The organism is Pseudomonas sp. S06B 330 (assembly GCF_002845275.2).
Lineage (GTDB): Bacteria > Pseudomonadota > Gammaproteobacteria > Pseudomonadales > Pseudomonadaceae > Aquipseudomonas.
Genome location: NZ_CP088149.1, coordinates 4,796,412 through 4,820,490, shown reverse-complemented (window position 1 = coordinate 4,820,490; position 24,079 = coordinate 4,796,412). Strand labels below are relative to the sequence as shown.

The 24,079-nt window shown below is 59.4% G+C and carries 19 protein-coding genes; 8 read left to right on the top strand and 11 right to left on the bottom strand.

Going from position 1 to position 24,079, the window contains the following annotated elements; genetic code table 11:
• The first annotated feature begins 191 nt into the window (after positions 1-191).
• A complete protein-coding gene (locus CX511_RS21590; RefSeq protein WP_045184641.1) occupies positions 192-1,340 on the top strand; it encodes a pyridoxal phosphate-dependent aminotransferase in 1,149 nt (382 codons plus the stop codon).
• A complete protein-coding gene (locus CX511_RS21585) occupies positions 1,328-2,119 on the top strand; it encodes an amidohydrolase (RefSeq protein WP_045184644.1) in 792 nt (263 codons plus the stop codon). Before CX511_RS21590 ends, CX511_RS21585 begins: the two co-directional genes overlap by 13 nt.
• 84 nt (positions 2,120-2,203) lie before the next feature.
• On the opposite strand, the gene CX511_RS21580 is transcribed toward CX511_RS21585, so the two are convergent.
• Positions 2,204-4,756 carry a sulfite reductase flavoprotein subunit alpha gene (locus CX511_RS21580; RefSeq protein WP_101292915.1) on the bottom strand — a complete coding sequence of 851 codons (2,553 nt, stop codon included), beginning with the start codon at positions 4,754-4,756 and terminating at the stop codon, positions 2,204-2,206.
• A gap of 105 nt (positions 4,757-4,861) precedes the next feature.
• Positions 4,862-7,153 carry a TonB-dependent receptor gene (locus tag CX511_RS21575; RefSeq protein WP_101292916.1) on the bottom strand — a complete coding sequence of 764 codons (2,292 nt, stop codon included), beginning with the start codon at positions 7,151-7,153 and terminating at the stop codon, positions 4,862-4,864.
• A 218-nt stretch (positions 7,154-7,371) separates the two neighbouring features.
• Here CX511_RS21575 and CX511_RS21570 point away from each other — a divergent pair, with 218 nt between their 5' ends.
• Together CX511_RS21570 and CX511_RS21565 are read left to right on the top strand one after the other, a co-directional pair.
• Entirely contained in the window at positions 7,372-8,052 is a 681-nt protein-coding gene (locus tag CX511_RS21570; protein ID WP_045184652.1) for a Fe2+-dependent dioxygenase, read from the top strand.
• A 3-nt stretch (positions 8,053-8,055) separates the two neighbouring features.
• The gene (locus tag CX511_RS21565; RefSeq protein ID WP_101292917.1) at positions 8,056-8,814 is read left to right on the top strand and encodes a tetratricopeptide repeat protein; all 759 of its coding nucleotides are present in this window, start codon (positions 8,056-8,058) and stop codon (positions 8,812-8,814) included.
• 39 nt (positions 8,815-8,853) lie between these two features.
• Here CX511_RS21565 and CX511_RS21560 read toward each other — a convergent pair whose 3' ends face one another.
• On the bottom strand, positions 8,854-10,017 hold the full coding sequence (locus CX511_RS21560; RefSeq protein ID WP_045184657.1) for a type III PLP-dependent enzyme: 1,164 nt from the start codon (positions 10,015-10,017) through the stop codon (positions 8,854-8,856).
• 661 nt (positions 10,018-10,678) lie between these two features.
• Here CX511_RS21560 and CX511_RS21555 point away from each other — a divergent pair.
• From CX511_RS21555 to CX511_RS21545, 3 genes are all read left to right on the top strand, one after another.
• On the top strand, positions 10,679-11,167 hold the full coding sequence (locus CX511_RS21555) for an RNA polymerase sigma factor (RefSeq protein ID WP_045184853.1): 489 nt from the start codon (positions 10,679-10,681) through the stop codon (positions 11,165-11,167).
• Positions 11,168-11,184: 17 nt separating this feature from the next.
• Positions 11,185-12,159 (top strand): FecR family protein, encoded by a 975-nt coding sequence (locus CX511_RS21550; RefSeq protein ID WP_101292935.1) that lies wholly within the window; start codon positions 11,185-11,187, stop codon positions 12,157-12,159.
• Positions 12,160-12,268: 109 nt separating this feature from the next.
• Positions 12,269-14,716 carry a TonB-dependent siderophore receptor gene (locus CX511_RS21545; RefSeq protein WP_045184659.1) on the top strand — a complete coding sequence of 816 codons (2,448 nt, stop codon included), beginning with the start codon at positions 12,269-12,271 and terminating at the stop codon, positions 14,714-14,716.
• A 107-nt stretch (positions 14,717-14,823) separates the two neighbouring features.
• Here CX511_RS21545 and CX511_RS21540 read toward each other — a convergent pair whose 3' ends face one another.
• The 4 genes from CX511_RS21540 to CX511_RS21525 are packed head-to-tail and all read right to left on the bottom strand — an operon-like array spanning position 14,824 to position 18,261.
• Complete coding sequence (locus CX511_RS21540) at positions 14,824-15,978, bottom strand: osmoprotectant ABC transporter ATP-binding protein OsmV (RefSeq protein ID WP_101292918.1); 1,155 nt, start codon at positions 15,976-15,978, stop codon at positions 14,824-14,826.
• On the bottom strand, positions 15,975-16,628 hold the full coding sequence (locus CX511_RS21535; protein ID WP_045184665.1) for an ABC transporter permease: 654 nt from the start codon (positions 16,626-16,628) through the stop codon (positions 15,975-15,977). Before CX511_RS21535 ends, CX511_RS21540 begins: the two co-directional genes overlap by 4 nt.
• On the bottom strand, positions 16,625-17,533 hold the full coding sequence (locus CX511_RS21530; RefSeq protein ID WP_045184669.1) for a glycine betaine ABC transporter substrate-binding protein: 909 nt from the start codon (positions 17,531-17,533) through the stop codon (positions 16,625-16,627). The genes CX511_RS21535 and CX511_RS21530 overlap by 4 nt, the downstream gene beginning before the upstream one ends.
• 14 nt (positions 17,534-17,547) lie before the next feature.
• Positions 17,548-18,261: an ABC transporter permease gene (locus CX511_RS21525; RefSeq protein ID WP_045184672.1), complete on the bottom strand. Its 714-nt coding sequence runs from the start codon at positions 18,259-18,261 to the stop codon at positions 17,548-17,550.
• A 333-nt stretch (positions 18,262-18,594) separates the two neighbouring features.
• On the opposite strand from CX511_RS21525, the gene CX511_RS21520 reads away from it, so the two are divergent.
• Positions 18,595-20,178, top strand: coding sequence for a peptide chain release factor 3 (locus tag CX511_RS21520; protein WP_045184856.1), 1,584 nt, complete (start codon positions 18,595-18,597; stop codon positions 20,176-20,178).
• Positions 20,179-20,244: 66 nt separating this feature from the next.
• Here the strand turns inward: CX511_RS21520 and CX511_RS21515 are convergent, their stop codons facing one another.
• The 4 genes from CX511_RS21515 to CX511_RS21500 form a co-directional block, all read right to left on the bottom strand.
• A complete protein-coding gene (locus CX511_RS21515; RefSeq protein WP_082071347.1) occupies positions 20,245-21,324 on the bottom strand; it encodes a polyamine ABC transporter substrate-binding protein in 1,080 nt (359 codons plus the stop codon).
• 54 nt (positions 21,325-21,378) lie between these two features.
• A complete protein-coding gene (locus CX511_RS21510) occupies positions 21,379-21,720 on the bottom strand; it encodes a cupin domain-containing protein (protein ID WP_045184680.1) in 342 nt (113 codons plus the stop codon).
• Between the two features lie 32 nt (positions 21,721-21,752).
• The gene (locus tag CX511_RS21505; protein WP_045184684.1) at positions 21,753-23,159 is read right to left on the bottom strand and encodes an NAD(P)/FAD-dependent oxidoreductase; all 1,407 of its coding nucleotides are present in this window, start codon (positions 23,157-23,159) and stop codon (positions 21,753-21,755) included.
• A 64-nt stretch (positions 23,160-23,223) separates the two neighbouring features.
• Positions 23,224-24,033, bottom strand: a complete 810-nt coding sequence (locus CX511_RS21500) for a helix-turn-helix domain-containing protein (protein WP_101292919.1) — start codon at positions 24,031-24,033, stop codon at positions 23,224-23,226.
• Positions 24,034-24,079: the final 46 nt, after the last annotated feature.

Sequence of the window (24,079 nt, the reverse complement as noted above, 5' to 3'; positions counted from 1 at the left end):
TGTGAGAGCCAGCCTTGCTGGCGATGGGATCGGCGCAACGTCAGTTGTTGCGCGGTGTCTGCATCGCTGGCAAGGCCAGCTCCCACCTTGCAACACCCAAGGCTCACCTTTTTCCTGACCACTCAATCCGCTATGCTCGGTCTCTGACCGCGCCGCCTCGAGCCGGATTGATTCGCAGGAAAGAGGGCTCCATGATCAGCAGCAAGTTGCCGAACGTCGGCACGACCATCTTTACCACCATGTCCCAGCTCGCCGCGCAAACCGGCGCCTTGAACCTGTCCCAGGGTTTTCCCGATTTCAATGGCCCCCAGGCCCTGCTCGATGCCGTAGGCCGGCATGTCAGTGCTGGACACAACCAGTATTGCCCAATGACCGGATTGCCCGCCTTGCGCCAGCAAGTCGCGACCAAGATCGCCCGTAGCTATGGCGTCAGTGTCGATGCTGAAACTGAGGTCACCATCACCCCAGGGGCCACAGAAGCGATCTTCTGCGCTATTCATGCGGTCGTCCGTGCCGGTGACGAAGTGATTGTCTTCGACCCGAGCTATGACAGCTATGAGCCTTCGGTCGAACTGGCCGGCGGGCGCTGCGTACATGTCCAGCTTTCCGATGGCCAATTTGCTATTGATTGGCAGAAGCTCACCGAAGCGTTGAGCCCGCGAACGCGGATGATCATTCTCAATTCGCCACATAACCCCAGTGGTGCGCTGATCAGCCGAGATGACCTGGACAAGCTGGCGCTGCTGATTGCCGACCGCGATATTTACCTGATCAGTGATGAAGTCTATGAACACCTGGTGTTCGATGGCGTCCAGCATGCCAGTGTGCTGGCGGTTGAAGCCTTGTACCAACGCGCCTTTGTCGTCAGTTCGTTTGGTAAGACCTACCACGTTACTGGCTGGAAGACCGGTTATGTGGTTGCGCCACCGGCCCTGAGTGCAGAGCTGCGCAAGGTCCACCAGTACGTCAACTTTTGCGGTGTAACGCCATTGCAGTGGGCCCTGGCCGACTTTATGGCTGAGCATCCTGAGCATGTTGAAGAACTCCCGGCGTTTTACCAGGCCAAACGAGATCTGTTCTGCGATCTGCTGACACCTTCACGCTTTCAGTTCACCCGCAGCGCCGGTACTTACTTCCAACTGGTCGACTATTCAGCTATTCGTCCCGATTTGAACGATGTCGAGATGTCCCTGTGGCTCACCCGTGAACACGGCGTGGCGACCATCCCGGTATCGGTGTTTTACCAGCAACCCATCCCAGAACAGCGCTTGGTGCGCCTGTGTTTTGCCAAACGCGAGGAGACGCTGCGTCAGGCAGCGGAAAAACTATGCGCGATCTGAGTGCTCTGCCCAACCTGAAAGTAGCCCTGGTCCAGACAACCTTGGCCTGGCAGGACCGCCTGGCGAACTACGAGCATTTCGACAACCTGCTGGAGCAAGCGCGTGGCGCCGACCTGATCATCCTGCCGGAAATGTTCACCACAGGCTTTTCAATGGATTCCGAAAGCCTCGCTGAGCCAGAGAATGGCCCGACCTACAAGTGGCTCAAGAGTCAGGCGAAAAAACTTGATGCGGTGGTCACGGGCAGTGTGATCATCCAAGCCGCGGATGGTAGTCACCGTAACCGCCTATTGTGGGCGCGGCCAGATGGCGAGATTCTGTTTTACGACAAGCGCCACCTGTTCCGTATGGCCGGTGAGCATAAGCATTACACGCCTGGCGAGCGCCAGGTGCAGTTCGAGGTCAAAGGCTGGCGGGTAAGACCGCTGATTTGCTACGACCTGCGTTTCCCGGTGTGGAGCCGCGACGCCCAAGATACCGACCTGTTGCTGTATACCGCCAACTGGCCGGCGGCGCGGCGCCAGCACTGGAACCGTTTGTTACCGGCACGGGGTATTGAAAACCTGTGTTACGTCGCTGCGGTGAACCGGGTGGGTACTGACGGTAAGGGCTTTGCCTACTCAGGTGACAGCCAGGTGTTGGACTTCCAGGGTGAGAGTCTGCTGAGTGCGGGAGAAGCGGATGGGGTGTTTACGGTGGTCCTGAGTTCGGCGGATCTGGCGGCTTACCGCACACGTTTTCCGGCCAACCTGGATGCAGACACGTTCGATCTGCATTGAGGTCAATCGCCAGCAAGACTGGCCCCCATCGCTGGCAAGCCAGCCCCTGTGGGCGCCGGCTTGCCAGCGATGGAGTTTCAAGGCCTAGTACACATCCCGGCGATAGCGTCCACGTTCAATTAAACGTTCAACTTCGGCTGCGCCCAGCACCTCAGCCAGCACCTCATCGACACCACTGGCCATGCCCTGCAGGCTGCCACAGATATAGATCGAGGCTCCTTCAGCCAGCCAACGGCGCAGCTCAATCGCCTGTTCACGCAGGCGATCCTGCACGTAGACCTTGTGTGCTTGATCGCGAGAGAAAGCCAGGTCCAAGCGCGCCAAATCGCCCTTGCGCAGCCAACCTTGCAGTTCTTGTGCACAGAGAAAGTCGTGGGCCTGGTTACGTTCGCCAAACAACAACCAGTTGCGTTGCTCACCCGCCACGATACGGGCCTTGAGCAAACTACGCAGCCCGGCAATCCCGGTGCCATTGCCGATCAAAATCATCGGTGTTGCAGGCGCCGGCATATGGAAGCCACTGTTGCTGCGCAGGCGCAGGCTGACACTGTTATCCACAGGCACATGTTCAGTCAGCCAACCGGAACCCAGCCCGAGACTGCCATCAGTGTGCCGCTCCTGGCGCACGATCAGCTCCAGCACGCCATCACTGGCAATCGAGGCAATCGAATACTCCCGTGCTGTCAGGGGAATCAGCGCATCGACCAAGGCCTGGGCATGCAGGCCAACCAGGTGCTCACGACTTTTGGGTAGGTTACGGCTGGCCAGGGCCTGGAGCAGGCTTTCCTGCAGCCCCTCGACTTGCACCTGAGCTTCGCCATCCAGGCCCATTCCGCGCAGGAATACCGCAAGGTCTTGAGCGCTGTTGCGCGGCAGGACTTCCACCAGGTCACCGGCCTGCCACTGCGCTGGCTGCTGCGCCTTGAGCCCCAGCAAATAGACTGCCGAGCCCTGGCTGCCCGGGTTCATTAACTCACGCTGAACCAGGGTCCAGTTGCTCAATGCTGGTGCTTGCCAGGCGGCCGGCGGCTTGCTGCCGGTCAGCTGTGCCAGCTGCTCCTGCCAGTGTTGCAAGGCTGCAGGGTCGGCGTTGTCGACTTCCACCGGGGCAAAGGCCGTGGTGGCGCCGCGTTCACCCAGCCAGGCCTGTAGGCGTCGGGCGAAGCCACAGAACTCGGGGTACTGCCGGTCACCCAAAGCAAGCAGGGCGTAGTTCAGATTGTCCAGCGTCCAGGGTTGGCCGAGCACTTTGCGTTCGAACCCGCGAGCACTGTCCGGCGCTTCGCCGTCGCCAAAGGTACTGACCACGAACAACGCACGTTCGGCCTGGTTGAGATCGTCCTCGGTCAATTCGGCCAATGGCCGAACCTGAACCGCCACGCCGGCTGCCTGCAGCTGACCGGCGCTCTGCCAGGCCAGTTGCTCGGCAAAACCGCTCTGGCTGGCGAAACCCACCAGCCAACTGTCGCCCTGATCGGTCGCAGTTGCCAGGGTGCTGCGTGCTGCCTGCACCTGGCGTTTTTTACGGCGGCGATCCAGGTACAGCAACCAGCCGGTGATGAAGAACAGCGGCATCGTCAGGCTGGCGACAGTCACAATGATCCGGCCCGGCAAGCCGAAGTAACTACCCACATGCAGGGCATAAACGCTGGCCAGCAGCTGTGCCTTGAGTGACTTGTCGGCGTAGCGCTCGTGCTTTTTCACCTGACCGTTGGCCGGGTCGATGGTCAGGGTGTTGAGGGCGCGTTCGTGCTCGGCACCTTCAAGCAGGTAGAAGAGCGTCGCCGGTTGCCCGCCAGCAGGTGGCAGGCGTAGGTTGTAGCTGGTCATCGTTGGGCCGGCGGCCGCTTGCAGGTTGCTCCAGATGGCGTCGTAGTCGACGACCAGCGGTTTGGCGTCTTTGTTCGCAGCGCCGCCTGGGCGCCCGCGACTTTCGCCACGTTTGTGCTGCTCTCCAGCGGCAGGACCATCAGCCAGCAGTTTGTTCAAGCCTTCGCGGTACCACTCGTATGACCAGAACAGGCCGGTGAGGGCGAACAGCAAATAGAACAGCAGGCACCAGGTGCCGGCCACCGCATGCAGGTCCCAGTTAAAGGCACGACCTTTCTTGGCCCAGTCCAGGGTCAACCATGCACGCCAATTCAGCGTCTTGCGCGGCCAGCGTAGATACAAGCCGGAGAGGCAGAAGAAAATCAGCATCAGGGTACAAGCACCGGTGATCTGTCGGCCAGTGTCGCCCATGGCCAGAAAACGGTGCAATTGCAGCATCAGGTCAAAGAAGCCTTGGCCGGCTACGTCGCTCTGCAGCTTACCGGTGTAAGGATCGGCATAGCGCATCGGACCTCGACGTTCGCCCGGGGGCGGGGTGAAGAACACCCGTGCGGCGCTATCACTGCGGGTATCAACTCGCAACATCGAGACCTTGTCGCCTTGCTCGGTTTCGATCCGGCGTACCAGTTCAGGCATCGGCAATACGCCTTCCTGACGAACCTCAACCTTGAGTACATCGGGGTTGAACAGGTGCAGCAGTTCATCCTGGAACGACCAGATTGCTCCGGTGATGCCCATCAAGGCCAGCACCAGCCCGGCTGTGATACCGAAGAACCAGTGCAGTTGGAACAGCGACTTCTTCACCACATCAATCACCTTGTCTTGCCGCCAATGCGAATGCGTCGCACATTATGCTTGATACACAAAAGCCCCGTTCACCGAAGTGAAACGGGGCCTGCCAGACAGCGTCCGTCAGAAGTGGAAGCTGGTGGTCAGCAGGGCAGTGCGCCCCGCTGCCTGGTTGGCATAGTGTGCCGCGTAGGCCTTGTCGTAGTAGACCTCGTTGGTGAGGTTCTGCACGTTCAATTGCAGATCGACGTTCTTGGTCAGCTTGTAGCTGGCCATGGCGTCGTAGCGCCAGTACGAATCGACCATCACGCTGTTTGTCACGTTGCCGAACACATCGTCGACGTAGAAGGCGCCGCCGCCGATGGTGAGCTTCGGTGTGATGTTGTAGGTGGTCCACAAGGTCAGGCTGTTGTTCGGCGTGTTGGGCATCTGGTTGCCGTCGTTGTAGCCATCGATCAGCACACCACCTACCGATTGCGCGCCACCGTCGATCAGCTTGGCATCCATGTAGGTGTATCCGGCGAACACTTGCCAGGCGTTGGTCAACTTACCGGTGGCGGTCAGCTCCAGGCCGTCGACGCGGCTCTTGCCTGCGTTCTGGTAGGTGTTGGCATCGACCAGTACTCGGGCATTTTCCTTCTCGGTGCGAAACACCGCGGCAGTCAGGTTCAGGCGCTGGTCAAGCAGGTCCCATTTGGTGCCGATTTCGTAGTTGGTGGTTTCCTCGGGTTTCAGCTCACTGGTGGTGGTAGCGGTCAGCAGCGGGTTGCCGTCGCTGCCTTCACCCAACGCGGCGCCAGCCGGTGTGGCCGAGGTGGCATAAGAAATGTAAATGCTGCCGTTTTCCGCAGGCTTCCAGGTCAGGCCCAACTGGCCGGTAACGAATTCGCTGGTGTCTTCGGTCTTGAAGCTGGTCGCACCGCCTGCCACTTTGGTTTTGGCTTTGGTATCGAAATGGTCGTAGCGCAGGCCCATGGTCAACAGCCAGGCCGGATTCAGCTCGAGGGTGTCGGTCAGGTAGATAGCACGGGTGTTGCTAGTGGTATCGGCACCCGCATCGGTACGGCTCACGTCACCACCCCAGGCTTCGTTCGGGTCTGGGTTGGGGAATGAGGTGCAGACGCCCGGGATCTGGCCAGTAGGCGTCGAGCAGTTACCCGCGCGAAAACCGGTGATGTCGTAGCCTTCTTTGGTTGAGGCTTCGCGGCTCAACTCGATACCGGTAGAGAAGGTGTTCTTGAATCCACCGATGTACACCTCACCGAACAGATCAGTCTGGTTGGTGGTGGTACGGGTGTTGGCCACACGGTTGTTCGGTCGGCGCCAGACTTCACCGTTGAGGATGTTGCCTTTGCTGTCATCCGGCTGGCTGTAAATGTAGTCCTGCAGGGTATTGCCGTGGCGCAGGGTATTCTTGATGGTCAGCGAGTCGCTCAGGTCATGTTCCAGGGCAATGGTGCTGATGTCGGCGCGGGTTTTGTAGAAGTCGCGGCCGACCAGGCCGTAGTAATTGTCGCTGTCTCCGCCGTCGGTCGGCTTGTCTGGATTGGCCGACGTACGATTGGCCGAACTGCCGGATTTGAGGCTGTAGGGGATGCCTGAGTCTGGCAGGTCATCGCTTTCGACGTGGTAGTAGTCCAGGCTCAGGCGGGTATCTGTACCCAAGCCAAAGACCAAGGACGGTGCCACGCCCCAACGGTCATAGTTGACTTCATCGCGACCGGCGACATTGCTCTCATGGCTCATCAGGTTCAGGCGGAATGCGGCGGTATCAAGGAACTGATAGTTGCCATCGAAGGTGTAGCGATTGGTCTGGTCCGAACCCCAGGTAAAGCCACCATCGACAGTGTTACCCAGGTGAGCGCGCTTGCTCACCAGGTTGATGGTACCGCCCGCTGCGCCACGGCCGCCGATTGCCGAGTTCGGGCCTTTGGCGACTTCGACTGATTCAATGGCAAAAATTTCACGGGTTTGCGAGCCGGTGTCACGTACACCATCCAGGTACATCGAATTCTGTGAGTCAAAGCCACGGATGAATGGGCGGTCGCCTGATGGGTTGCCACCTTCGCCAGCCCCCATGGTGATACCTGGCACCGTGCGCAGCGCGTCTTGCAGGTTGAGGGCGTTAGTGTCTTTGATCACTTGCTGTGGGACCACAGTCACCGAGCGTGGAATGTCGACCAGCGGCGCGGTGTACTTCTGCGAAGAAGCGTTCTCGACCTTGTAGTCGGTGCTGGCTGTTTCAGCCTGTCCGGTGACGCTGGTGGCATCCAGGGAAATGGCGCCGTTGTTGGGCGTTTCAGTGTCCGCGGCGTAAGCCAGGTGTCCTGCAGAAGTAGCCGTAATCGCTACACCAATGGCGGAGGCGAGCAAGCGTGGTGAACTGACAGCGGTTGGCACGTAGTGACGCGGCATGGTGGTCCCCTTCCCCAGGTTTCAAGGCCGCGAAATATAATGTAAACAAATATGAGTAACAATTGAGAAGAATTGCTATTTGTTAGAAATTTACAATCTTTACAAATTGTTGCTGCGGCGGTTCCTTGCTGAAACGTCCCGCCTCTCGGAAAGAGCTTGTGGTGGGCCAATGGGAATCAATACCATTGGTGTCTTTTCCGTTCTCAGGTGCCCGCGCCATGCTGCTACACATATCCGGACTGTTCTCCACCGAGGAAGTCATGCGTATCCGTGAGGCACTGGAGCAGACCGAGTGGGCCGACGGTAAGGTCACTGCCGGCTACCAATCAGCCAAAGCCAAGCACAACCTGCAGCTGCCCGAAGGCCATCCGTTGGCCAAAGAAATTGGCACTGCACTGATCGAGCGCCTGTGGCAGCACCCGCAGTTCATGTCGGCGGCCTTGCCACACAAGGTTTTTCCGCCGTTGATCAACTGTTACCGCGAAGGTGGCAATTTCGGCTTCCACATCGACAACGCGCTGCGTCAGCCCCGTGGCAGCCACGAGCGGGTGCGCACCGATCTGTCTTCGACCTTGTTCCTGAGCAACCCCGAAGACTATGACGGTGGTGAGCTGGTGATTCAGGACACTTACGGCGAGCAGCAGGTGAAGCTGGCAGCAGGGGACCTGGTGCTCTACCCGGGCAGCAGCCTGCACAAGGTCAATCCGGTGACCCGCGGCGTACGTTATGCCGCGTTCTTCTGGACCCAAAGCCTGGTGCGAGAGGACAGCCAACGCGCGTTGCTGTTCGAGATGGACAACGCGATTCAGCAACTGACAGCGGAGTTGCCCGATCACCCGGCGCTGATCCAATTGACCGGCACCTATCACAATTTGCTGCGCCGCTGGGTTGAGGTCTGAGCCATGGCGTTCGCATTGCGTAATCGCCAGGAACTGGACAGCGAGCAGTTCGCTCAGATGCTTGAACACAGTCCGGCAAAGGCGGCTCAGGCCATTCTGGCCGCCGCCGGGCAGGACGTTATCGAAGCTCAGTTACTGCTTGGGCAGATCCTACTGGACGGTCGTGGCATCGAGAAGGACCCCACGCTGGCGCGTCGCTGGTTCAGCATCGCCGCCAGCCGCGGCAGCGCAATGGCTGACAATATGCTTGGGCGCTGCCTGGAACACGGTTGGGGCGGGTCGGTTGATCCCGCCCAAGCAGCACGTCACTACCGCATGGCCGCCGAGGCCGGGCTCGATTGGGGGATGTACAACTACGCCAATATGCTCGCCACCGGACGCGGTGTGCGCCTGGACCATGGTGCTGCGCAGGCCTGGTATCGGCAGGCGGCCGAGCAGGGGCATGGCAAGTCGATGAACCTGTTGGGGCGTTATCTGGAGGAAGGCCAGCATTGCCAAGGCAATGTTCTGGAGGCGCAGGGTTGGTACCAGCGCTCGGCTCACGCCGGAGATTTTCGTGGACAGTTCAGTCATGCCGGCGTATTGGCCGCCCATGGGCAAATACAGGAAGCACTCGCCTGGTTGCAGCGAGCATTGACCGGTGGTAATGCGAATTTTCTGAGGGTCGCCGGACCAGCGCTGGAGCAGGCTGAGCAGGCAGAAATCCGTAACCTGGCATCGGCCTACAGAACGCGCTTGGCGCAGCTCGAAGCGGGGCGTTGAACGCCCCACGATGGGCGGCTTGGCCGCCCGCTACAGCGATTACAGGTAGTAGGCCTTCAGCGGCGGGAAGCCGTTGAATTCCACCGCGCTGTAGCTGGTGGTGTAGGCACCGGTCGACAGCCAGTACAGGCGGTCGCCAATCGCGAGGTTCAGCGGAAGGCCGTACTTGTAATGCTCGTACATGATGTCGGCGCTGTCGCAGGTCGGACCGGCGATCACCACTTCTTCCATCTCGCCTTTTTTCTCGGTCCAGATCGGGAACTTGATGGACTCGTCCATGGTTTCAATCAGGCCGGAGAATTTGCCCACGTCGGTGTAGACCCAACGCTCGACAGCGGTACGCGACTTGCGTGCTACCAGCACCACTTCACTGACCAGGATACCGGCGTTGGCGATCAGCGAACGGCCTGGCTCGAGGATGATTTCCGGCAGGTCATCACCGAAGTCTTCCTTGAGGAAGCGGATGATTTCTTCGGCGTAGGTTTCCAGGCTGTTGGTACGGGTGATGTAGTTGGCCGGGAAACCGCCACCCATGTTGATCAGCTTGAGTTCGATACCGTCTTCTTCTTTGAGGCGCTCGAAGATCACTTTGACCTTGGCAATCGCCGCGTCCCAGACGCTGATGTCACGCTGTTGCGAGCCAACGTGGAACGAGATGCCGTAAGGCACCAGGCCCAGGTCGCGAGCGAGGATCAGCAGGTCCATGGCCATGTCGGTCTGGCAGCCGAACTTGCGCGACAGCGGCCAGTCGGCCGTGGTCGAGCCTTCGGTAAGGATGCGCACATAGACTTTCGAACCTGGCGCGGCCTTGGCGATGTTGCGCAGGTCGGCTTCAGAGTCGGTGGCATACAGGCGCACGCCCTTCTCGTAGAAGTAGCGAATGTCCTTGGATTTCTTGATGGTGTTGCCGTAGCTGATGCGGTCAGCGCTGACGCCACGGTCCATGACCTTGTCCAGCTCGTAGATCGAGGCGATGTCGAAGTTCGACCCTTTTTCCTTGAGCAGGTCGATGATTTCCACGGCAGGGTTGGCCTTGACCGCGTAATAGACCTTGGCGAATTCGAAACCTGCGCGCAGGTCATCGTAGGCCTGGCTGATCATCTGGGTGTCGATGAGCACGAACGGGGTTTCTTTCTTGTCGGCGAACGCCTTCATTTTCTCAAAGGTATCGCGCGCGAAGTAGTCTTCGACCTGAATCGACATGCTTAGGGACTCCATGGGCAAACTGAATAAAAAAGTGGCTGCAACTGAACGCCCTCCGTATCCCCACTTTGGTTCGCCTACTTCCCAAGGCATGTCGCCGAAAGCAAAAAGGTCAACCGTGCGTGATGAAGCGAGCTACGGGTGACCTTGCTGTCTCGTCGTCAGTACTTGAGCCGGATGGATCGTTTCCAGCATGGACGTTCGGCGCGAACTTTAGGACCTGAGGGGCTCAAGATCAACAAAAAATGTCGCGATTTCGCACACGTCTGTCGCCCCGTCTTGCACAGCCACTTTTTAACCGACCCAGGTAAACAGTAGATGTTCAATTTGATGACAAAAGCGTTAAAAATACCGAAATGCCCAAGGAACTATCAGTGATCTGGCCAGGTTGGCCGAGTGTTGCGAAATCGTCGAAGTTAGCGGCGAAAGCAGTAAAAAACTCTCGAATATTGCCCTGTAAAAGCACGGGCCGTATCAGCGGTACACAGTGCTGGCCGTTCATATTATTTTCCGTGCTCAACGATGATGTTGGGAGTCGCCTGTCACACATTTTTTTGTCCCGATCACGCTTCGTCGCCTGTCATGAACTTCGATTGCCGTGCTTAATAAGAAACATTACTATTCGCGTCATTCCTCACCGCTTGGCGAAGACCCCCGCATCGTGTCGCGACACAAAGGCTTTCTAGACCACTACCATGAGCTGATCGGCACCTGGACGCGCAAGTTGCGCAATCGTCAGCAGGCCGAGGATCTGGCACATGATGCTTTTATCCGGGTTCTGGAAAATGACCAGGTCGGGGTCGAACAGCCACGTGCATACCTGCACCAAACCGCGCGCAACATTGCGGTGGATGGTTACCGTCGTGAAGATCGCCGCCAGGCTGTGGAGCAAGACATTTTTGATCCGGGCACCGACACTAGTGGCGACCCGGAGGCCTACATGCATGCCATCGAGTTGGCTGACAGTGTCGAGCGTGCGTTGGCGCAATTGCCGCTCAATTGTCGGCGGGTGTTTATCTGGCAGAAGCTCGAAGGACTGACCCAGGCAGAAATCGCCGAACGCATGGGTTTGACCAAGAACATGGTCGAAAAGTATATGATCCGCACGCTCCGGCATCTGCGTGAGCACCTGGATGTGTCGACGAGATGAGTCAGGCGAATGTTTTCATGAATCAGCACGCGTGCCCTTGTGGCAACGAGGCCGTGCGCGAGCAGGCGGCCCAGTGGTTTGCCCGCAGCCGTGACGGGGCGCTGCCGGCAGACCAGCAGGCGCAACGTGATGTCTGGCTGGCGCAGCACGCACACCATCAGTATGAGTACGATCTGCTCGCCCGGCTCTGGGAGGCTGCCGATAGTCTGCCCCGTGCGCGTCTTGAGGCCTTGTGCCAGGCGGATCCGGTGCGTCAGTTACCGCGTCGGCGTTTTATCCAGCAGGCTCTGGCCGCAGGTGTCGCGGCTGCAGCGGTAGGGCTTGGCTGGTTCGGTTGGCAACATCATCAGCTCAACTATCAGGACCAATTGCACACAGCCCTGGGTGAACGTCGTCAACTTGAGCTACCGGACGGTTCGCACTTGGAGCTCAATGGCCGCACGCAATTGAAGGTCGACTTCAGTGCCGGACAACGGCGTATTGAATTGGCTGCCGGGGAAGTCATGTTCAGTGTCGCCCATGACAGCGCACGGCCCTTTGTCGTTAGTACTGTAAACGGCCACGTAACGGTCACAGGCACGCGCTTCGATGTGCGCCTGGATCCGGCGCGAACCCAGGTGGCGGTGGAGCAGGGCTCAGTCCGGGTGCAAGGCCGCGGCGACAGCCAGGCGTTACTCAGTGCCGGGCTTGGCTCGCAAATCGATGCCCAAGGCCAGGTGGCTGCGCCTTATGCCATCGACGCCGCCGCGTTGACGGCCTGGCGTAACGGCAAGCTGGTGTTCAATGACGCACCATTAAGCGAAGTGGTTGAGGAAGTCTCCCGTTACCGCGAACAACCCTTGCGCGTGGCAGAAGGCAAAGTGGCGGCGTTACGCCTGAGCAGCACCTTCAGTAGCGACGACACCGATGCCTTGTTACGGGCCCTGCCGAGCATTCTTCCAGTGGCGATCAAGACCCACTCCGATGGCTCCAAAGAAATAATTTCAAAATAGATTCAGGTTTTTTTTCAGTTGTTCGTCTTCCTGGCCAACTGCAACTGCCAAGCATTTACATTTGCATGCAGCTGGCATTTATCCCGTACCCTCAGGATTTCTCGACGACGTGAACAACAATAAGTTTTCCCCGCGTTCTGCCGCCCGCTTTCGTTTGCTGCCGCTGGCCCTGGCCCTGTCCATCAGTGGTGGCATCGCCACTGGCTACGCCGATGAGGCAGCCACTGCCATTCAAATCCAGGCTCAACCCTTGGCGTCGGCCTTGAGCCAGTTGGGTCAGCAAACTTCGCTGCAGCTGTTCTTCAGTCCGGAGCTTGTCGCTGGCAAGCAGGCCCCGGCGGTGTCCGGTACCCTGGCGCCGGAGCAAGCCCTGCAAACGTTGCTGCAAGGTAGCGGGCTGACCTACGAGATTTCCCAGGGCACCGTGGTGCTCAAGCCAGCACAGAACGCCGGCACCTTGAGCACTGGCAGCCTCGAACTGGCGCCGACCGACGTCAAGGTTGTCGGTGACTGGCTTGGCAACGCCGAAGAGACTGTGGTCCAGAACCATCCCGGCGCCCGCACCGTGGTGCGCCGGGAGGCGATGATCGAGCAGGGCGCGATGAACGTGCGGGATGTACTGCGCGGTATCCCGGGTGTGCAGGTGCAGGACTCCAATGGCACCGGCGGCAGTGATATTGCCCTTAACGTGGGGGTGCGCGGTCTGACTTCGCGTTTGTCACCTCGCTCGACTGTACTGATCGATGGCATCCCGGCAGCCTTTGCCCCCTATGGTCAGCCGCAGCTGTCCATGGCGCCAATTTCCTCGGGCAACCTCGACAGCATCGACGTGGTCCGCGGTGCCGGCTCGGTGCGGTATGGCCCGCAGAACGTCGGTGGAGTCATTAACTTCGTTACCCGCGCGATTCCCGAGAAGGCCACCGGTGAGCTGTCCACCACCATGGAAACGTCTCGCCATGGTGGTTGGAAGCATATCGAGTCGGCGTTTCTTGGCGGCACGGCGGACAACGGCCTGGGGGCGGCGTTGCTGTACTCCGGGGTTAATGGCGATGGTTATCGCAGCAGCAACAACGACAACGACATTGATGATGTACTGCTCAAGACCCATTGGGCGGTTACCGACAGCGACGAGCTGTGGCTGAACTTCCACTACTACGATGCCAAGGCCGACATGCCCGGTGGCTTGACTCAGGCACAGTTCGACGACGACCCGTACCAGTCCGATCGTGACTACGACAACTTCAGTGGTCGACGCAAAGATGTTTCGCTCAAGTACTTGCGCCAGATCGATGACCTCACCCAGTTTGAGGTGCAGACCTACTACACCGACAGCTTCCGTGGCAGCACCATCGCTTCCCGCGACCAGAAGACCTTGTCGTCATACCCGCGCAGCTACCACGTGTTCGCCATCGAACCACGTCTGTCGCGGATTTTCTTCGCCGGCCCTACCACCCAGGAAGTCAGCGTTGGTTATCGCTACCTCAAAGAAGCGATGCATGAGCAGGCTAGCCGCCTGGAGCTGATCGACAACGTGCCTGTCGAGACGCCGACCTCTGATGGGCACGTATACCAGGACCGTACGGGTGGTACCGAAGCGAGTGCCTATTACATCGATGACAAGATCGATGTTGGCAACTGGACCGTCACCCCAGGCATTCGTTTCGAGCACATCAACACCGACTGGCACGACCGTCCGGTACTCGGCACTAACGGTGTGCCGGTGCAGGAGAAGAAGCGCAGTGTCAGTAGCGACGAGCCGTTGCCCGCGCTGAGCGTGATGTATCACCTGTCGGATGAATGGAAGCTGTTTGCCAACTACGAAACCTCGTTCGGCAGCCTGCAGTACTTCCAGTTGGGTCAGGGTGGCAGCGGTGACCAGACGGCCAACGGCCTGGAGCCGGAAAAAGCCAAGACGTATGAAGTGGGCACGCGTTACAACAACGGCACCTGGGGTGGCGAGCTGACGGCGTTCTACATCGACTTTGATGACGAGCTGCAATACATCAGTAACGACGTGGGCTGGACCAACCTTGGTGCGACCAAGCACCAAGGTATCGAAGCGTCGATGCGCTATGACCTGTCGGGCCTGGATCCGCGCCTGCAGGGCCTGAGTGCGAATGCCGCTTTCACTTACACCCGTGCCACCTATGAAGGCGAGATTCCGGGCTTCAAGGGCCGTGACCTGCCGTTCTACTCGCGGCAGGTCGTCAACGCCGGGCTGCGTTACCAGATCAATCGCTGGACCTGGAACCTGGATGCCTACGCCCAGTCGAAACAGCGTGCACCGGGTACCGGCATGAACGCCGATGGCAGCTTCAATGGTGACTACATCACCGAGCCGAGTGCCGATGGCCAGTACGGCGATATTCCCGGGTACGTCACCTGGGCTGCGCGAGGTGGTTATGACTTCGGCAAGGAGCTGTCGAACCTCAAGCTGGCGGCAGGGGTGAAGAACATCTTCGACAAGCAGTACTACACCCGTTCCAGCGATAACAACTCAGGGATTTACCTGGGTGAGCCGCGCACTTTCTATGTGCAGGCCAGTGTAGGGTTCTGATGAGTAGGAGCCGCTTGCGCGGCCCATCGCCGGCAAGACCGGCTCCCACAGCTGAAGGGTAGGCCATCTGTTGTGGGAGCCGGCCTTGCCGGCGATGCGTTTGCGGATCAGGCCACAGCTTCAGCCGGCGATACGATACTGGTCTTACCTCCGCGCGAACGCCCCGAGCTCAGGTACGCAGCAATTGACTCCTGAGTGACCTCACCCAAGAACACCTGCTCGGCATCCAGTACTGGCAACCACGAGCGATTGAATTCATACATCCGCGACAGCAGGATACGCAGGTGTTCATCGTGCGCAGCGGTGGCATTGAAGGTGCGCAAGAAATCGGCGCAGGTACCCTGCTGACGATGCAGGTCACGGCGCCGCACATAGCCCATGGCTTTGTTCTGCTCACAGGTGACCACCACATAGCGGCGGTCATGTTCGTCCATCAATTCCAGGGCATCGTTGACCGGCGTCTGCGGGCTCACGGATGGCGCGTTATCCGCCGCATCTTCAGCGCGCACCAGCAGCAGGCGCTTGAGGGTACTGTCCTGGCCAACAAAGTTGCTGACAAAATCATCGGCCGGGTGTGCCAGCAGGGTGTCAGGATGGTCAATCTGGATCAATTTGCCGGCCCGGAAGATGGCAATCTTGTCGCCCAGCTTGATCGCCTCATCGATGTCGTGGCTGACCATGATCACGGTCTTGTTCAAGGCCCGCTGCATCTCGAAGAACTCGTTCTGGATCATCTCGCGGTTGATCGGGTCAACCGCACCGAACGGTTCGTCCATCAACAATAGTGGCGCATCGGCGGCCAGGGCACGGATCACGCCGATTCGCTGTTGCTGACCACCGGAGAGTTCACGCGGATAGCGTTGCAGGTACTGCTTGGGTTCGAGCTTGATCATGCTCATCAATTCGCGGGCACGCTCATGGCATTTCTGTTTGTCCCAGCCAAGCAAGCGCGGAACCACGGTGATGTTTTCCTCGATGGTCATGTTGGGGAACAGGCCAATTTGCTGGATCACATAACCAATACGCCGGCGCAGGGTCACTTCGTCCAGGCTGCTGGTGTCTTCGCCATTGATCAGCACCTTGCCGGAGGTCGGCGTGATCAGGCGATTGATCATTTTCAGCGTGGTGCTCTTGCCGCAACCGGACGGGCCGAGGAACACGCAGATTTCGCCTTCATTGACGGTCAGACTCACGGCGTCGACGGCTTTGACGTCTTTGCCGTTGGCGTGAAAGGTCTTGCTCAGGTTCTGAAGTTCGATCATTTGCGCAGTCCTTCTGGAGTCAGGGCACGTTGCAGGGTTTGCAGCAGCAGGTCGGCGAAGATGGCCAGCAGGCTCACCAGCACGGCACCGACCAGCAGCATCGACATGTCGCTACGGCTGATGGAGGTCAGGATAAGAACACCCAGGCCGCCGGCACCGATTGTTGCGGCGATGGTCATGACGCCAATGTTCATGACCACAGCGGTACGCACGCCGGCGAGAATGACCGGTACGGCAATGGGCAGCTCGACCATGCGCAAGCGCTGGCCGAAGGTCATGCCGATACCGCGCGCCGCTTCACGAATGCCCGGCTCGACATTGGTCAGTGCCAGGTAGGTGTTGCGCAGGATCGGCAGCAGTGAATAGAGGAACACGGCGGTGATTGCCGGTAACGGCCCAAGGCCCTGACCGAACTTGGAGTAGAACGGCAGCAGTAGGCCGAACAGGGCGATTGAAGGAATGGTCAGCAATACTGTGGCACAAGCCTGCAGAGGGCCGGCGAGGGCGGGGAAGCGGGTCATCAGGATGCCCAGCGGTACGCCGAACACAATCGCCAGGCTGACGGCGATGCCGACCAGGGTAATGTGCTGCCAGGTCAGGTGCAGTACCTGGGCCCAGTCCAGGTGAGCGAAGGTATCGAGCATGGTCATGGCTGCTCCTGTGCAGGTGGATGCTGGCGCAGGTATTCGACAGCTACCGTGCTCGGGCTCTGATGGTCGACGTCGACCTTGGCGTTGAGCTGGCGCATGGTTTCATCATCCAGCTGCTCGGCCAGCGGCTTGAGCAGGCGCGCCAGCTGCGGGTGAGCGTCGAGGATTTCCTTGCGCACCACGGGGGCTGCGGTGTAGTCGGGGAAGTAGTGTTTGTCGTCTTCAAGCAGCTTTAAGTCGAAGGCACTCAGGCGTCCGTCGGTGGTGTAGACCAGGCCACTGAACACCTGGCCGTTGCGCAGGGCGGTGTAGACCAGACCGGCGTCCATCTGGCGGATGTTGCGACGGGTCAGTTGCAGGTTGTAGGTATCAGTGAGTCCTACCAGGCCGTCGGGGCGATTGGCGAACTCGGTGTCCAGGGCCACTACATGGTTGCGGTCGTTTTCCTCGCGCAATACCTGGTTCAGCTCGCTGATAGTGTTTACCTGCGGATACTGCTCGGCGATCTTGCGCGGGAGGGCCAGGGCGTAGGTGTTGCTGAACTTCGAGGGCGTCAGCCAGATCAGGTCCTTCTTCGCGTCCAGTTCCTTGACCTTGGCATAGGTGGCAGCAGCACTGGGCATGCGCTCTTCGATATGGTTGTAGGACACCAGTGACACACCGGTGTATTCCCAGACCATGTCCAGCTGACCGGTTTCATGGGCGCTACGTGCCAGATTGCTACCCAATCCACCCGTGATGCGTACGTCAAAGCCATTCTGGTTGAGGTAGCGTGCGGTGATTTCAGCCAGCACGCTTTGTTCGGTGAAGACCCGTGCGCCGAGGCGAATCACAGGTTTTGTCGCGGCTTGGGCAAATCCCGAGAACAGCAGGGCCGCGCCCAGTAACAAGGCGATTTTTTTCATTGGAGTTCCTTCGCTTAGTGGGCCAGGCCGCGTTCGAGCCAACGCCGACTGCCTTGCGCCACCAGGGCGTCAAGCAGCAGGGCGAGCAGGGCGGTGCAGGCAGCGCCGAGCAGCAATTGCGGCTGATTGTTCAGGGCAATGCCGGGGAAAATCAGGCTGCCCAGACTGTTGGCGCCAATCAGGAACGACAATGGCGCCGTGCCGACGTTGATTGCCAGGGCCACACGCACGCCGCCGATGATGATCGGCACGGCATTGGGTAGCTCGACGCGCCATAGGCGCTGACGGGGCGTCATGCCGATACCGGTGGCGGCTTCCTTGAGCGAGGCGGGGACGTTTTTCAGGCCTTCGTAGGTGTTGCGCACGATGGGCAGGAGAGAGGCGAGGAACAAGGCGAAGATTGCAGGACCTGCGCCGATGCCCAGAAAGCTCAGGGCGATGGCCAGAACGGCCAAGGGGGGGATGGTGTTGCCAATGTTGAAAAACTGCATGAAACGTTCGGCGCGGTCGACTCGGTGTGGTCGACTCAAGGCAATGCCAGCGGGTATGCCCACGGCTAACGCCGCCACCATCGATAGCAGCACCAGGATCAGGTGTGCTTGCAGGTAGAACCACAGATCGGCGCGGTAATGCGCGATCGTATCAATGCCGATCCAGTGGATCAGCAGGGCCAGGATGACGAGCACAAAGGCACATCCCATCAGCCCCTTGCCATAGCTTTTAGCCACAGGCGGACTCCTTTTATTGTCGGCGAACACACTCCCGTGGCGGCCGCCATTCCAGGCAGCAGGCAGTGTGATCGCGATAAGCAGCGTGTTGTCCGAAGGGGAGCGAAACACGCCATAAGCGAAGCCTCGTCAGGCTCGTGTTGCCGGTGAAATCACCCCTGACGAACGGTAAAAACCGATTGCGAATCAGGGGAGTGGACGCCTCCACAGCCGTAAAGGTTCCCATCTGAAGCGGCATTTAGCCAGCGTTAATCCACCCAACGGTTCAGTTCAGGGGTAGTTTTGGGCTATAATCTGCGCCCTTTTTTTGAATCACCTGCCAGGCGATTTCCCATGACCAACCAGGCCGCCGAAGTCGCGAAACGCCGCACCTTCGCCATTATTTCCCACCCCGATGCGGGTAAAACCACCATCACCGAAAAGCTCCTGCTGATGGGCAAGGCAATTGCCGTTGCCGGTACGGTGAAATCGCGAAAGTCCGACCGCCATGCCACCTCCGACTGGATGGAAATGGAGAAGCAACGTGGTATCTCCATCACCACCTCGGTGATGCAGTTCCCTTATCGCGAGCACATGATCAACCTGCTCGATACCCCGGGCCACGAAGACTTCTCCGAAGACACCTACCGCACCCTGACGGCGGTGGACTCGGCGCTGATGGTGCTCGACGGCGGTAAAGGGGTCGAGCCACGGACCATCGCCCTGATGGACGTCTGCCGTCTGCGTGATACGCCGATCGTCAGCTTCATCAACAAACTCGACCGTGACATCCGCGACCCGATCGAACTGCTCGACGAGATCGAAGCAGTCCTCAAGATCAAGGCCGCGCCGATCACCTGGCCGATCGGTTGCTACCGCGACTTCAAAGGCGTGTATCACCTCGCCGGTGACTACATCATCGTCTACACCCCAGGCCACGGCCACGAGCGTACCGAGGTGAAGATCATCGAGAAGCTCGACTCCGACGAAGCCCGCGCACACCTGGGTGACGAGTACGAGCGCTTCCTCGAGCAGTTGGAGCTGGTGCAGGGCGCCTGCCACGAATTCGATCAAGGCGAGTTCATGCGCGGCGAGTTGACACCGGTATTCTTCGGTACGGCATTGGGTAACTTCGGTGTTGACCATGTGCTCGATGCCGTCGTCGACTGGGCGCCACGCCCACTGCCGCGTGTTGCCAACGAGCGCAGCGTCGAGCCAACCGAAGAGAAATTCAGCGGTTTCGTGTTCAAGATTCAGGCGAACATGGACCCTAAGCACCGCGACCGTATCGCGTTCATGCGTATCTGCTCTGGGCGCTACGAAAAAGGCATGAAGATGCGCCATGTGCGCACCGGTAAAGATGTTCGGATTGGCGACGCGCTGACCTTCTTCTCCTCCGAGCGTGAGCAGCTGGAAGAGGCCTGGGCTGGCGATATCATTGGTCTGCACAACCACGGCACGATCCAGATCGGTGACACCTTCACCGAAGGCGAAGCCCTGGGCTTCACCGGTATCCCGCACTTCGCGCCGGAGCTGTTCCGTCGCGTGCGCCTGAAAGATCCGCTCAAGTCCAAGCAGTTGCGCCAAGGCTTGCAACAACTGGCCGAAGAGGGCGCGACCCAGGTGTTCTTCCCAGAGCGCAGCAACGACATCATCCTCGGCGCCGTTGGTGTGCTGCAGTTCGATGTGGTCGCCAGCCGTTTGAAGGAAGAGTACAAGGTCGAATGCGGCTACGAGCCGATTACGGTCTGGTCGGCACGCTGGATCAGCTGTGACGACAAGAAGAAGCTTGAGGAATTCTCGAACAAGGCAGTGGAAAACCTGGCCATCGACGGCGGTGGTCACCTGACTTACCTGGCTCCGACCCGGGTCAACCTGGCGCTGATGGAAGAGCGCTGGCCGGATGTGAAGTTCCGCGCGACCCGCGAGCACCACTAAAAACTTCGCCGGCAAGCCGGCTCCCACAGCCCTTGTGGGAGCCGGCTTGCCGGCGATGGCGTTTACTCAGTTCCCTGCCTTGATACTGGTCCAGAGCCGCGTCCGAATGCGGTCAATCTTGGCCGGCATCGCCTCCAATGCATACAATTTGCCGAGCATTTCGTCGCTCGGGTAAATCATGGTGTTGGCCTTCATGGCCGGGTCCACCAGGGTGTCTGCCTTGAGGTTGCCGTTAGCGTACTGCACATGCTCGCTGATGTTGGCCATAACCTCTGGTTGCAACAGGTAGTTCATGTAGGCGTAGCCAGCTTTCTCGTTCGGTGCGTCGACTGGCATGGCAACCATGTCAAACCACATCGGTGCGCCTTCTTTAGGGATCGAGTAACCGACCTTCACACCATTCTTCGCTTCCTCTGCACGGTTCTTGGCCTGCAGCACATCACCCGAGAAACCCACCACTACGCAGATGTCGCCGTTGGCCAGGTCACCGGTGTACTTGGATGAATGGAAGTAGCTGATGTACGGGCGCACCTTCATCAGCAGTTCCTTGGCTTTTTCATAGTCCTTCGGGTCCTGACTGTGGTGCGGCAGGCCCAGGTAGTTGAGGGCAATTGGCAGCAGCTCCGGACCGTTATCCAGCACTGCTACGCCACAACTCTTGAGCTTGCTGATGTATTCGGGCTTGAAGATCAGGTCCCAGGAATCCACCGGCGCATTGTCGCCCAACACGGCTTTGACCTTGTCGATGTTGTAACCGATGCCGGTACTGCCCCACAGATAAGGGAAGCCATACTGGTTGCCCGGATCGTTGACCTCCAGGGCCTTGAGCAGCACCGGATTGAGGTTCTGCCAGTTGGGCAGCTGACTCTTGTCGAGTTTTTTCAGCATCTTGCCCTGGATCTGCCGGGCCATGAAGTGGTTGGACGGAAACACCACGTCATAGCCGGAGTTGCCGGTCATCAGCTTGCCGTCGAGGGTTTCGTTGCTGTCGAACACGTCGTAGGTCGGCACGATACCGCTGGCCTGCTGGAAGTTCTTCAGGGTGTCGGGGGCGATGTAGCTGGACCAGTTGTAGATTTTTACCGAGTCGGCGGCCTGGGCAACGGCGCTAGCCAGCAACAATGGGGCGATGAGCAATGGGCGCATGTCTGGATTCCTTGCTTTGTCTGTTTTTATCGAAGGAGGCAGGCGATCAAATGATCAGAAAATCAGTACGTAGGTTTTGCGCACGGTTTCCTGGATATCCCAGATTCCGGTGCTGTTAGCCGGCAGCATGATGGCGTCGCCGGCTTCGATGGTCAGTGGTTCGCCACCGTCAGGGGTGAAGGTGCAGCGGCCCTTGATGAAGTGGCAGAACTCCTGCTGGACAATCTGCCGCCGCCAGCGACCCGGGGTGCACTCCCAGATGCCGGTTTCGACGCCGTCGCTGCGCTCGACAGCGGTCACCGAAGCGATCGACACCGGCTCGCCGAGGGGCACGGCGACCGGATTCGATTCTTGCAACGCGACAGTGTCGGTGTTCTTGAACTGGGTAATGCTCATACCGGTGGATCCTGTACAGGGGGAACGAAAAGTCAGTGCATGAAACCTTCCATGAAGTCCGCGACACCACTGGCCAGGCGTCGGCGCCAAGGGGCGCTGTCCGGGTTGGCGAGGGTCTGGTCTTCATGGACGAAACTCTTGATGATGGCGTTGTAGCCCAGCCAGCGACACGGCTCTGGTTCCCAGCCCTTGAGGCTCGACAGTGTGCTGTCGGTGTGGACCCAGGGTTGCTCGGTCAGCTCACTGCGTCGCTCCAGAATCAGCTCGGCCAGGGTGCGGCCGCCCAGATTGCTGGCACCGACGCCTTCGCCGCCATAGCCACCGGCCAGGGCGATACCTTGTTTGCGGTCGCAGAGCATGTGCGGCTGGAAACGCCGGGCCATGCCCAGGTTGCCGCCCCATGCGTGGGTGATGGCGACATCCTTGAGTTGTGGGAACAGCTCGCCAAACAGGTAGCGACGTAGTTCGATTTCGCTGTCGGTGAGGTCGAAGTTTTCCCGCAGGCGCCCGGCAAAGCGGTAGCCTCCACGGGCACCGAATACCAGACGGTTGTCGGCGCTGCGCTGTCCATACGTGACCTGGCGGCTGTTTTCGCTAAAAGCCTGACCCTGGTTCAGGCCGATTTTTTCCCAGAAGTGCTCAGGCAGCGGCTCGGTGGCCACTAACAGGCTCTGCACCGGCATCTGGTAATGCCCCAGTGGCGGTAGATTGACCGAATAGCCTTCGACTGCGGGCACCACCCACTGACATTTGATTCGTGCCTGCGCCGTGCGCACTTCTCCGGCACGCCAGTCGATCACCGGGCTGTTCTCGTACAGGCGTACGCCCATACCTTCCACCGTACGCGCCAGGCTTCGCACCAGCTTGGCCGGTTGAATGGTCGCCACATTGGGATTGAAGATGGCCCCATAGGGTTTTCTGATACGCAGCTGGTGGGACAGTTGCTCCGGACTCATCCAGCGGTAATCGGCTTCGTTCAGACCTTGCTTGTAGAGCTTGTCCAGATAGGCGCGAAGAGTGGTTTGCTGCTCGGGGTAACGCGCCGCGCAATACAGCACGCCGCCTTTGCGGTAATCGCAGTCAATCTCCTCGCGCTCCAGCACACGCTGCACTTCATCGGGAATGCCGTGCAGCAGGTCATACGAGGCGCGGCGCTGCTCGGGCGAGCTGGCAGCGAGAAGGCGGTCCTCACCCAGTATATTGCCCATCAGCCAGCCACCATTGCGTCCGGAGGCGCCGAAGCCTGCGATATTGGCTTCGATGATAGCGATGTTCAGCTGCGGTGCTTGTTGTTTGAGGTAGTAGGCGGTCCACAGCCCGGTGTAGCCGGCGCCGATGATACAGACATCCACGTCCAGGTCCTGGTGCAGGGCCGGACGCGGTGTCAGGTTCTCATCCAGCTGGTCCATCCAAAGGCTGATCTTGCGCCATGGCTGCATTGTGTTCGGCTCCACATCCGTTACGGTCTGGAGGCGATCCTAGAAGCTGGCGGGGGGCCTTGTCTTAGCTGCGTGCACGCAGAGAGTTTTGCTTGACCCAGGCCTTGGGCGATAGCCCTGTGTGCTGGCGAAAACACTTGTAGAAGGCCGACAGCGAGTTGAAACCGGCGGCGAACGCCAGGTCGTCAGTCTTGACGTTGGCCGGCGCCTGGTTCAGGCCATCGAGCAGGTGGTGCAGCCGGGCCTGGTTGACGTAACGGTAGAAGCTCTGGCCAAGCACCTGGTTGAGCAGGTAAGAGATCTGGTTGCGGCTGTAGCCGCTGGCGTCAGCGACTTGCTGCAGGTCCAGCTCCGGGTCGAGGTAGGGGCGCTGGCGCTGGAAGTAGTGCTCCAGGTCCTGGGCCATGGTCGACAGCTGGCGTGGCGACAGGCCCAGGCGGCTGGTGGCCGGGCGTGGGCCGGAACGGGCGCTGCCGTTGCTGTCTCTGCGAATCAGGGTGGCGTATTCATTGACTCGCCAGATCAGCCCGTCTTTCACGGTAATGGCTTCGCTGGACTGGAACGCCACCAGGCCTTCGCCGCCTTGGACCGTCACCTGGTACTGGATGAACGCAGTGCAGCCGTCGACGCGGATGCGGTCGCTGTGAACGATGTCTTCGCCAGCTTCATGAGGCAGACAGACGCGTACGTAATCGCGTATCTCGTCGTAGCCGAGCACGCGGTTCTGGAAAAAGTCGTGGTACTGAACGTCCGGGTGATAGAGCGCGATCACCCCGTCGAGATCGCGGTGCTTCCAGCACAGGTGGTAGCGCAGGACCGTTTCAGCGGTGATCGGGGTTTGTTCAGGGCCGTCTGGGAGTGTGGTCAGGGTCATTGAGAGATAGTGCCGGGGGCCCGGGTTTGAAACAAGTCCAACGGAT